The organism is Chryseobacterium sp. GW823-FHT05E08, assembly GCF_058795655.1.
This window is the reverse complement of record NZ_JBXAHY010000004.1, coordinates 569,297-580,936: the sequence shown is the minus strand read 5'-3', so window position 1 is coordinate 580,936 and position 11,640 is coordinate 569,297. Positions and strand designations below refer to the sequence as shown.

At 35.3% G+C, this 11,640-nt stretch carries 10 protein-coding genes; 3 read left to right on the top strand and 7 right to left on the bottom strand.

Features of this window, described 5'->3' with window-relative positions; all coding sequences use genetic code 11:
* Positions 1–603: 603 nt before the first annotated feature.
* The gene (locus AC1Q7L_RS16720) at positions 604–783 is read left to right on the top strand and encodes a hypothetical protein (protein ID WP_492307827.1); all 180 of its coding nucleotides are present in this window, start codon (positions 604–606) and stop codon (positions 781–783) included.
* 193 nt (positions 784–976) lie between these two features.
* On the opposite strand, the gene AC1Q7L_RS16715 is transcribed toward AC1Q7L_RS16720, so the two are convergent.
* The gene (locus AC1Q7L_RS16715; RefSeq protein WP_492307826.1) at positions 977–2,413 is read right to left on the bottom strand and encodes an alpha-amylase; all 1,437 of its coding nucleotides are present in this window, start codon (positions 2,411–2,413) and stop codon (positions 977–979) included.
* A gap of 189 nt (positions 2,414–2,602) precedes the next feature.
* Between AC1Q7L_RS16715 and AC1Q7L_RS16710 the strand changes: the two genes are divergently transcribed.
* Complete coding sequence (locus AC1Q7L_RS16710) at positions 2,603–3,286, top strand: DUF4290 domain-containing protein (protein WP_410692919.1); 684 nt, start codon at positions 2,603–2,605, stop codon at positions 3,284–3,286.
* A complete protein-coding gene (gene murA, locus AC1Q7L_RS16705) occupies positions 3,287–4,594 on the top strand; it encodes a UDP-N-acetylglucosamine 1-carboxyvinyltransferase (RefSeq protein ID WP_410692920.1) in 1,308 nt (435 codons plus the stop codon).
* A gap of 106 nt (positions 4,595–4,700) precedes the next feature.
* Here murA and AC1Q7L_RS16700 read toward each other — a convergent pair whose 3' ends face one another.
* The 6 genes from AC1Q7L_RS16700 to AC1Q7L_RS16675 all read right to left on the bottom strand — a co-directional run bounded on the left by AC1Q7L_RS16700 (position 4,701) and on the right by AC1Q7L_RS16675 (position 11,606).
* Positions 4,701–6,617: a DUF2207 domain-containing protein gene (locus tag AC1Q7L_RS16700; protein ID WP_492307825.1), complete on the bottom strand. Its 1,917-nt coding sequence runs from the start codon at positions 6,615–6,617 to the stop codon at positions 4,701–4,703.
* 3 nt (positions 6,618–6,620) lie between these two features.
* Positions 6,621–7,175, bottom strand: coding sequence for a LemA family protein (locus AC1Q7L_RS16695; protein ID WP_492307824.1), 555 nt, complete (start codon positions 7,173–7,175; stop codon positions 6,621–6,623).
* Positions 7,176–7,287: 112 nt separating this feature from the next.
* The gene (locus AC1Q7L_RS16690) at positions 7,288–7,599 is read right to left on the bottom strand and encodes an NIL domain-containing protein (RefSeq protein ID WP_492307823.1); all 312 of its coding nucleotides are present in this window, start codon (positions 7,597–7,599) and stop codon (positions 7,288–7,290) included.
* A 295-nt stretch (positions 7,600–7,894) separates the two neighbouring features.
* A complete protein-coding gene (locus AC1Q7L_RS16685; protein WP_492307822.1) occupies positions 7,895–8,545 on the bottom strand; it encodes a YiiX/YebB-like N1pC/P60 family cysteine hydrolase in 651 nt (216 codons plus the stop codon).
* Entirely contained in the window at positions 8,523–8,978 is a 456-nt protein-coding gene (locus tag AC1Q7L_RS16680) for a DUF1801 domain-containing protein (protein ID WP_492307821.1), read from the bottom strand. Before AC1Q7L_RS16680 ends, AC1Q7L_RS16685 begins: the two co-directional genes overlap by 23 nt.
* A gap of 132 nt (positions 8,979–9,110) precedes the next feature.
* Entirely contained in the window at positions 9,111–11,606 is a 2,496-nt protein-coding gene (locus AC1Q7L_RS16675) for a T9SS type A sorting domain-containing protein (RefSeq protein ID WP_492307820.1), read from the bottom strand.
* Between the last annotated feature and the right edge of the window lie 34 nt (positions 11,607–11,640).

Genomic DNA, 11,640 nt, shown 5'->3' with positions numbered 1-11,640 from the left:
AAAGATACAAATTATTTTAACTTTAACAACTTTTATTTAATAAAAATTTTAATGTTTGTTGTAATCTGTTTCGTAGTGTTTATACTCTGTTACCTCCTTCTGCGCTACCAATTAACTCGCGTTTTTCAGTGGGGCAAAAGTACTCCTTTCTACCCCCTACTTCCAAACTAATTTAACATAATGTTCGTGTAAAATGCTTATTGTGGAAAAGTTTTAATACTAATTTATTGATATAAATACATTTACGGAATAAGCCATACTTATCCACAGGATTCGATTGGTTTGTTGAAAGGTCTGGGAATGCGCGCTCGTGAGGGTTTTGGAGCTTTTAATATGAATTGAAAGGATTTCCTTTTATATAATGGGTATACTATATATAAGGTATGCTCTAATTAAACCTCATAGGTTTTCAAAACCTATGAGGTTGGAATTCGTGAGAGGTTATGCTTGAGGATGCCTTTTTTTATCTCCCACAGATTTTCACAGATTGGCACAGATCTTAAACTAGGGTTTGAGCGTGGAAGAGTTGGAGAGGATGAGTCTAGATCGGTTTTGGAGTTAGGGAAATGTGTAGGAGAAAGAATGTGGATTGATAAGTGATTAATGTCTGAGAAAAAATCTATTACGAGAAAAAGTAATAAGAATGTACGATACCCTAGCCCGGATTGGAGCGGCATCCTTTTTGGGGCGGCCGGAGCGAAGCAAAGGCCGGCACCAAAAAGATATAGTGGAAAGCCGGATGAAGCTCCTGAAATTTTTGAGTTGGAGGGTTGGAGGGTATGAGAGTATTTGAGGAGGAGATTGCTTCGGCGCTTCGCTTCTCGCAATGACGATTTGGGGAAATAAAAAAGCAGAGTTTAATGACTCTGCTATACCTTATATATATGATACTAAAAATTTGAAGTGATCTTCACTAATCCCACAGATTATTTTTTTGTAAGTTTTGTAATCTGTGGGAAAATATTTTTGTGAGTATTTATTGATTTAATGACCAAACAGAGTAACTGTTCGGAGCGCATTGAATTTTCACCCACTTATCACCTTGTGTCGTCGGGTACCAAGTTGAGCTTCCTGTGAAATCTTTAATTTGTTGGCTTGCCCAATTGGTTTGAATCCATCTTTCCTGCCAGCTTGATGAGTTGTTGATGTAAACTACCAATCCAGGGTTTCCATTGTAACCGTTACGTCTTGCAATATATTCATCGTTATCCGTGTACAGAATTGATGTATTTCCTGTTGCTTTGTTGTTGTGGATCCAGATCAGGTTATTTAATCTTTCTTTATTCAGCCACTCTTCGTAATCTCTGTAGAAAATCGTAGGATAGCCTTCATGAGTTAAGATGTAAGCATAGGCCAACATTTTATTGTTGATAATATCCGTGTCGTGGTTTGAGACGAAGGTTACGGCTTTGTAAGGATTTCTTTTCCACATCATGTCGTCATTTAATGCATTCAGATTTCCGTTATCGAAAGCTTCATCCATTTTATAATAGGCTGCAAAGTCGAAAACAGAACTGTTAGCATTATTTGCCCACCATTCTAATGTGTTCACGTTTGAATCCCATAATTCTCCGACAGAAAACCCGCCAACATTGGCATTCCAAGTATTGACAACCCATGGTCCGAAACCTTTAACATAATCAAATCTCCATCCATCAAATTTCATTACGTTTTTGTAATATTTTGCGACAGAATCATCTCTTCCCCAAAGCCAGTCCTGAACGTAAGGGTTTGCATGACATAAATCCGGGAAACCTCCAAATGCTCCTTCATCATTGTTTCCGTAAGAATTTTTGTAGAAATCATTGTAACTTCTAGGAAATTTTCCTGACGCCACTCCTGAAAAATCTGTCCATGTGTTCGTTCCTGTAAAAGGATTTGCCTGAGACTGCCCTCCACTGTTATGATTAATTACAATATCTGCATAAACCTGCATATTTTCGGTATGTGCTTTTGTAATTAATGCTTCCAGTTCTGATCTTGATCCGAAACGGGTTTCAACACTTCCATTTTGGTTAAAATTTCCAAAATCGTAGTAATCTGTTGGATCGTAGCCCATTGAGTAGGCTCCATTTTGAGCTTTTGAAGCTGGTGGAAGCCAAATTGCACCAATTCCGGCATTTGACCAATCGGTTACTTTAGTTTTTACAGTGTTCCACCAATTTCCTCCATCCGGAACATCCCAATAAAATCCTTGCATTAAGACTCCACCACCGGGTCCCGAAACAAATTTTCCATTTACTGAACCAGCACTTCCAGTATTGAAAGGTCGCCCATCGTGAGTAGTAACATTTAGTGTTTTGTTGTGGATCTCTAGTTGTTCAAGGCTTTTATCAACAATCTCGTCGTTATTCTGACAAGAATTAATAAAGCCTAATGCTAAAAAAGAAAGTAAGAAATGTGTTTTTTTCATATACAATGTTTTAATTATTAAACTAATAACGAAATTACACTTTTATTGAAATAAATCCTTATTTAGGTGAAATAATTTTTACATTAAATAATAAACTCTATCAATACATTATTCAGATCTTTATTAAAAAATAATAAACTTTGAAGATTTTCGGTACAATTTTTCCATTAATCCATATATTTGCATACTATGGAATACAATACCCAAAAAACCCAGCTTCATATGCCCGAATACGGCAGAATAATACAACAGTTGGTTGAGCGTTGCAAAGAGCTTTCTGACAGGGATGAAAGAAGCGAAATGGCGATGGCGATCATCGATTTTATGGGTCAGAGAAACCCACAACTTCGTGATGAAGACAATTATAAACATAAACTTTGGGATCATCTTTTTATTTTAGCTAATTATGATCTGGATGTAGATTCACCATATCCGTTTCCTACAAGAGAGCAATTGGCAGAGAAACCAAAAACAATGGAATACCCTAAATTACAGGGAGATTTTAAATTTTACGGAAAAAGTATTCTTCAATTAATAGAAAAAGCAATAGAACTGGAACCTGGCGACGAAAAAGAAGCTTTGAAGGAGGTTATTGCCAATAATATGAAGAAGTCTTACAATGTTTATAATAAAGAACATGTTACAGATGATGTGATCTTCCGTCATCTGAAAGAGCTTTCGGCCAACAGACTGGATCTTACCAATATAGAATCGTTGGAAAAGAGCAAGATCTATTACACAAGTAATAACAACCGAAATAACAATAACAGAAGCAACAGCAATAATAACAGAAACCAAAATCAGCCCAATAAAAGAAGGCACAACAATAATAACAATAACAGAAGCAACACTAACAACAATAACAGAAAGTAAATGAGTGGAACATTTCAAATAAGAGGAGGAAAAAGACTGCAAGGTGAAATTACTCCACAGGGAGCTAAGAATGAAGCTCTTCAAATTTTGTGTGCAGTTTTATTAACTGATGAAGAGGTAAGAATTAAAAACATTCCGGATATCCATGATGTAAACAGACTGATTGAAATTCTTGGAGATTTTGGTGTAAAAGTAACCAAAAACGGACATGGTGATTACACTTTCAAGGCTGATAAAGTAAACTTCGATTATATAAAATCCAACGAATTCAAAAAAGACGGAGCAAAACTTCGCGGTTCTATCATGCTAATGGGGCCAATGTTGGCAAGATACGGTGAAGCTTATATGCCGACTCCGGGTGGTGACAAAATCGGAAGAAGAAGACTAGACACTCACTTTCAGGGACTTGTAGAACTTGGTGCAGAATTCCATTATGATGAACAGGAATTCTTTTATTCATTAAAAGCTAAAGAACTTAACGGTAAATTTATTTTACTGGAAGAAGCTTCTGTAACAGGAACTGCCAATATCGTAATGGCGGCAGCTTTGGCAAAAGGTAAAACAAGAATTTATAACGCAGCTTGTGAGCCTTATCTTCAGCAACTTTGTAAAATGTTGAACAGAATGGGTGCTAATATTTCTGGCATCGGTTCTAATTTGGTAACAATTGAAGGAGTTAGTCACCTTCACGGAACTGAACATACAATGCTTCCAGACATGGTTGAAATCGGATCTTGGATCGGCCTTGCGGCTATGACAAAATCTGAAATCACCATTAAAAATGTAAACTGGAACCAACTTGGCGTTATTCCAAACACATTCAGAAAACTAGGAATTCAGCTTGAACAAAGCAACGACGATATTTATATTCCTGCTCAGGAAAATTATAAGATCCAGAAATTTATTGACGGATCAATTTTAACGATTTCTGATGCACCGTGGCCGGGATTCACTCCGGATTTGCTGTCTATTATTTTAGTAGTGGCAACTCAGGCAAAAGGAAGTATTTTGGTTCATCAAAAAATGTTTGAATCAAGATTATTCTTCGTTGATAAATTGATCGACATGGGTGCGCAGATCATTCTTTGTGATCCACACAGAGCAACTGTGATCGGTCTTAACCAAGAAGCTCCATTAAGAGGAACTACAATGGTTTCTCCTGATATCAGAGCCGGAAATGCACTTCTTATTGCTGCACTTTCTGCAGAAGGAAAATCAATTATCCACAATATCGAGCAAATCGACAGAGGTTACGAAAATATTGACGGAAGATTGAAAGCCATCGGAGCTGATATTGAAAGAATTTAAGAGAAGAAATTAGAGGTTAGAATTTAGATATTAGTTTTTAGCCTGTATTAATAAAGTAAAAGCGTTCAAAATTTTGAACGCTTTTTATTTTTTCGAGAAGTTTTGATTACCAGCCTCCGCCTCCACCACCTCCGCCACCTCCGCCGGAGAATCCGCCACCACCAGAACCGCTGCTTGAGCTTGACGGTTGTGTAGCTGCAGATCTTATGGAATTGGTAAGACTTGAGTTCAGTGTATTTCCAAAGCTTAAATGATTGATGGAGCTTCCAACGTACCAAGCGTGAACATACTCTGTTCCGTTCGCCATGTTTTTAACCATCGCATCAAATTTTTCACCCCAAATATCATCCACTCCCAAAACCATTGCAAAGGGAAGTAATGTTTCGAAAACCTGTGGAGTCATTTTAGGTGGATTATGAAATTTCAACTGTTCATTTTCTGCCGCTCCCATGTACATTTTGAAACCTTCAATTAAAGATTTTTGTCTCAATTTTTCTTCTGACGGTCTTTTAATTACATATTGATAGATCATCAAAGAAGTAAATCCTAAAATAATAAAGAAGTAACAAATACCAAAATTAATGAGTTCATTTCCACTATTTCCTACTTTAATAAAACCAATCAATCCAATGATAACAAAGATTGGAATAGGAATTAAAAATTTCCATGAAACTCTGCTTGACAAAAATGATACTACAAAAAATATGATTAAAGAAATAACATAAACAGCGATTCCACCAGCCATTTTTTCTGGCTCCGGGTCTATTTTATAGCTTATAAATAAACCTAAAGCATATACAACCGTCATGATTAAAATCGGCACAACAACTTTTGAAAAGTTATTCCCTTCATTTAAAAATTTATCATGCTGAAATGCCAATGTTCCTTTGAAGCTATTAACAACATTTTCAATTTTTGAATTATATTTTCCATCAAACTTTAAGGTATCATTTCCCGTGAAAAGAGTATTCATTAAATTGATCTCTTCTTTTGGTAAAGCCTGATCGGGTTCTTTCAATTTATTTAAAGTAAATGTCTTTGTACTGAACAAACCTAAAATTCCCGAATCTTCGCCTTCAACTATTTTTAAATAACCTTTTACAGCAAGATTGACGATTGAAGCGGTTAGAAATTTATTTTTAAAACTTTCATTTTCCAAATATCCCATTGAAGCCGGTGAAAGGTCTTCTGGAACGTTGAATTGTGGGTAAACTGTTGGCTTTTGCGGATCAACACCATATTTTCTCCATGTTGAATAGTAATAGAAAATCAAACCTAAAAAGATGATCATCCCGCCAATTAAAATTCCAAATTTTTCGAGGAAAGTCGGCGGTGGCGGAGGAATCATAATCCCTTTTTGAAATCCTGCTGCAATGGTTAATCCTTCATTCGGAGCTAAATTGGTTGCAGACCATTCCATCGAATTATCTGACAAAACTTTAGAAGTACAATTTTGAGAATTATTTCCGTAAGAACCCGTGTAACATGAATTTTGAAGAATTTTTGCGCCTTCAGGAAGTGTGACCTTTGCAGAAATTGTGTCGATTGCAAAATCCCAGACTGTCCCGTTTACGTTCCAATATACCTCATCGTATTTATCAAAAAATCCGATCTGATTTTCTGTTTTATACTTTATTTCATATTTATAATCGCCCGGACTTAGAATTACATCCTTATTTCCGACATAGATTTTCAGGTAACCGTCTCCAGTTTCTTCATGATAATCCTCCTCTACTCCATCTTTTTTTACGGAGATGATATCGTATTTTACTTTCTGAGTTTTGTTATTTAAGTTTCTCGACAAAGGAAGCGCACGGTAAATTCCACGTTTGATATTAATTCCAAGACTGTGGACGTTGATGTTTTCTGTAATATTCAGCGCAGATTTTTCATCAACATTAATATCAGAATGAAAAGAAGTGATCCGCTCAATTCCGTTTTTGTTATCACTTAAACTATCTTCTTCCTGCGAAAAAGCGAGCGTAAAAGTCAGCAAATAAAAAAGTACTAAAAACTTTTTCATTCTTTAAAACTTTACAGTTGGAACTTCTCTTTCTGCAGCATTTTCTAATTCGAAGAACGGAGATTTTACGAATTTATACATGTTGGCGATAATATTACTAGGAAAAGATTCAACCAATGTGTTGTTATCGCGAACGGTTCCGTTGTAATATCTTCTTGATTTTTCGATATCATTTTCTATGGAAGTCAGTTCAGACTGTAATTGTTGGAAATTAGTATTAGCTTTCAAATCCGGATATTGCTCTGCGACAGCGAATAAATTCATCATTGCCTGATTTAGATTTTTCTCCGCAGCTTCCTTAGATTCTACAGAATTGGCACCAACAGCCTGAGCTCTTGCTCTTGTCACACTGTCCAATGTTTCGCGTTCGTGAGTAGCGTAACCTTTTACCGTTTCTACAAGATTCGGGATAAGATCGTGACGTTTTTTAAGCATAACATCGATACTGCTCCACGCTTCCTGAACCAGATTTCTCAGTTTTACCAATCGGTTATAAATGGAAACTCCGTAAAGAAGAAATATTACAACTAATGCGATTACAATAATTAGAATGATCATAGATTTCGATTTTAATTTAGCTTAAAAATAACCTTTTTTTAATTATAATTTAAAATAAAAAAAGCGCTCAGTAAACTGAACACTTTCGTAATTAAAACTATATGAACCTCCCCTAAAAATACTTTCTGCAGAGATATTCTACAGTCGTATTTAGAAGTTTATTTTTATTCAGAAAGAACTCAAGTTCCTGATACTCTTCTGAAGTTACATTAATATATAATTGAACCGAACCAAAACTACGCCCGTTGACGTACTCCACATTAGCTGATAACACCTTGTGACAAATTCCGAACTGATTATAAATAGTATTCATTAAATGCTCGAATTTCATCTTGCCATTTAACTCTATTTCTAATATCAATTCTCTTTTTTGCAGATTAATTCTGTTGTGTAAAACCTGCACAGTTGGATTTGGTGTAATCATAACTAAATATTTTTTTTTGGTTAGACTGTTCTTGATTTAATTCATCTCATTTGTTTTAAATCTTTGACAAAAATATAAAAAAATATTAGTCTACCAAATTGGTAGACTAATAATTTTTAATTTTAACACATTATTTATTAAGTTTTTTAAGTTTTGGCTAAAGCCTTTGGAATTTGGGCAAAAATAAAACGGGCTAAAGCCCGTTCCTATTGATATGTTGTCCTAAATATTTAAAAAGAGATTTATTTTTAAACTAATTCCTAATTCCTAATTCCTAATTCCTAATTCCTAATTATTATAATTCCTTTATTCTTTCCAATTTATCTGATGTGGCCAATCCGTTGGGATTGCAACCTAATTCACCTTCCGGAACTTTAAGATTTTTCTTTTGATAGAATTGTTCCCAAAATTCATTCGTTTTCCCTGTTTTAGGGTCAATGAAAGTCATAGGTTCTAATTTGAAAATATTGTCTTTTCGAAAAGCTCTTTCAATAAAATCTGAACAGTAATAAGAGTTTTCATCTAAAATATAATTGAAATTATACGGTTTCCCCAACATACTTTCTGCTTTTTGAATGGCAGCAGGAATTGTATTTTGATATTTGGGTTTTAAACGATACAAAACAACTCTTTGTCCGTCATTCGCCTGATCTTTCAGAAAATATTTTAAATTTTGTTTTTGTGAACCGCTTTTTGGAGCGGCATGCAGAACAAATACTTCATTTCCTTTCTTTTCTAAAATTCCGATATGATCAAAAGATGCAGTTTTTTGTTTTTGAGTTACATTATTAATAGCTCCTGATAATCCGGTTTCTTTTGCGGTAACAAAAAGCAGGTCTCCATTTTTTAAATCTGAAAATGCAGAGTTTTTACATCCTGAAATCAATATTAGAACAAAAACAGCCAATATTTTAAATAAAAAATTATTTTTTAAGTTGTGTCTCATAAATAGAAATCCAGTCTTGTACAGTCATTTTTTTGCTCACCTCAGCTAATAATTCTAACGGAATATCATCCATTTTCTTGAAACGGACGCATGATTTTCCCATATCGAGTTTTCTTTTAGAATGTTTTGGAAATTCGGCTACAAACCAATCCAGCAGTTCTGGGTTTGCATACATTCCCATATGATAAAACGCAATGAAATTCTTTTGAGAAGCCAGTCCCATAAACGGAAGTGCTGATCCCGGAGTACAATGATAGCCTGCAGGATAAGTTTCCAAAGGAACATCCCAGCCAACCATTCCATAACTTACGCCTTTCTGAAAACCTTCAGGTAAATTATCAGTTATCGTATCAAATATTTTCTTGAATATTTCTTGTCTTTCCTCAGGAATTTTAGAAATATAATCTTCTACAGAATCTGCTTTAATTTGCATTTTAATTCGGTTTTTACAATTTTCAAAATAACAAAATTTATATGAACCCTGCCGTACAATTTTAATTAAATAAAAAAAGACAGCTATATATGAAATATAACTGCCTTCCCTGTTTATTTAAGTCTAAAAATTTTATTGTTTAATAACTTTCGTAACTGATTTAGATCCGTCTTTGAAAGTAATTGATAGTAAATACAAACCTGAATTCAGTGTACTTAAATTAAGTTCTTTTCCAGGATTATCAATAAGCTTAACAACTCTTCCTGAAACATCATTAACTGTTACAGATTTCACATCTTTCATATCAGAAATATATACTACATCTCTGAACGGATTTGGATATACAGAAAGTGATTTCTTCATACCAACCTCAGAAGTTCCTAATGTATTAGCCTCCCAGAAGATATCATCCCAGTAATAAGATTTTCCATCGTTAGGACTCTTTATAGCTAGTCTTGCATTTGCAGGAACTGAAGAAGGAACAGTTACTGTATATTCTGAGTTAGCAGCTGTATAAGCAGTGTTCAAAATTGGTAAAGCCTGAAGCAATACAAAGCTACTTGCATCTGCTGTATTGGTAACATATCCAACATTAAGCAAAGCTCCTGCGGTAGTTGTAACTCTTGCTTTAAATCTCAGCTTATGAGTTCCCGCATTAATATTACTAAATACCGGAAGAACAACAGTTGTAGGTGTAGAAGTAGTAGCTGTATACTGATAAACGTTTCTTGTTCCAGAAGCTGGTGTAGTTGTTGTAAGTGTCTGGCTACCTGTTCCTGCTAATCTTATCCAACAATCAGGTACAATATCACCTGTTCCGTAAGAATCAAAATTTTCAGAAAGTAATGTCACTGGCCCACATAATGTTTTAAATGTAACCGGATAAGACCATACACTTGAATCTGTTCCACTACAAATCGAACGTACCCAAATATAATAAGTTGTATTTGCAGTAAGGTTAGCAATATTTATTGTAGTAAGAGTCGTCGTTCCTGAAGCTGGCGTTGTAGCTGTTGGAGCAGTACTGTTTGTAGAAATAAAATACTCATATCCATTTGCCGGAGCCGGAGAAGGTGCCGTCCATGTTGCATCAGCAGAAACAGTACTCATATTAGAAACAACAACCGCAGTTGGTGTAAGACAAGAAGGTATTGCTTCCCAATATACATCATCCCAATAATAAGATTTTCCGTCATTTTTATTCATGATAGCCAATCTTGCATTTGCAGGTACAGAAGAAGGTACGATTACTTTATATTCTGCATTTGGATCTGTATATACAATATTAGATATAGATAATGTTTGGATAGATGTGAAAGTTGCTGAACTCGTAGCATCAGTAACATATCCAACATCTAAAGTTCCGGGTGATGTACTAACTCTAGCTTTAAATCTCAACCAATGCGTTCCTGCATTAATATTACTAAACTGAGGTAATACAACATATGTAGAATTTTGCGCCGTTGTACTGTACTGATAGATATTTCTTGTTCCCGAAGCCGGTGAAGTGCTGGTGATCGTTTGAGAACCCGTAGTATTAACAATTCTTGCCCAACAGTCCGGAACAATATTTCCTGTACCATAAGAATCAAAGTTTTCAAACATAGTCGTCATAGGACCACACAATGTTTTGAATGTTCCTGAAAACGACCATACACTTTGACCTGTTGAATTATTACATTTCGTTCTTACCCAATAATAATATACTGTATTCGCAGACAAACTTCCTATTGTTGTACTTGTCCCCGGAATATTAGTAAGAGTAGGAGCTGTTCCACTTGTTGGAGCTGTATTTGAAGTACTGTAGTAAATTTCATATCCTGAAGCTTGGGTAGTAGCTGGTACCGTCCAAGAAACCTGAGCTGAATTCGCTGTTAAAGTTCCTACAGGCTGTAAAGTAGGCGCCGAACAGTCAGAGAAAGCTTCCGCAGAGAAAGCAAAAACGTTTGTATATCCCTGAGCTGTAGAAGTTTTAGTTACCGTTACACTTTGTATTGGTTTTGTTTGATTAGCCGCATCAATTGCCAATGCATTCTGATACAATCTTGGATTTGTTGCGTTTGCTTCTAAAACATCTGTATTTCTATTGATTCTGCCAATTCCCTGAATGGCAAAATTTGTTCCGCCATACCAGTCAGAAACACTTACATTTGTAAAAGTCTGAGTGGAATTATCTGTAAAAGTTACAACTACATTTGCTGTAGACGCTCCACTTCCACTGGTTGAAAGCATGTACAAAGTAACCGCTGCCTTTGGTGTAGAAAACACTAAAGTTCCGGTATCATTTGCATTTGCAAGTCTTAAGGAATTACTACCACTTAAATCTCCAAGTTTAAAACTCAGTCCCGGAGTACCTGCAACTACAGAATTAATCATTCCATCCGAAGGTATCCCATACGTAAGAGCAGTACTGGAAGATGTAAGAAGAAAATCTCTCGCTACAAAAGCAAAAGAAACGCCGTCAACATCCGTAGTGGTAGAAATCGAAGAAGAGCCTACTCCATTAGCAATTACATCAGCATTATAGCCGGATTGTATAGGCATTGTTTGAAAATTTTGCGCCATCATAGAGGATGCCGACAAAAGAGCAATAGTATTTAATGCTCCAAAAAATAGCTTTCTTTTCATATTACTTAAAATTATCACTGTAAATGTAATAAAA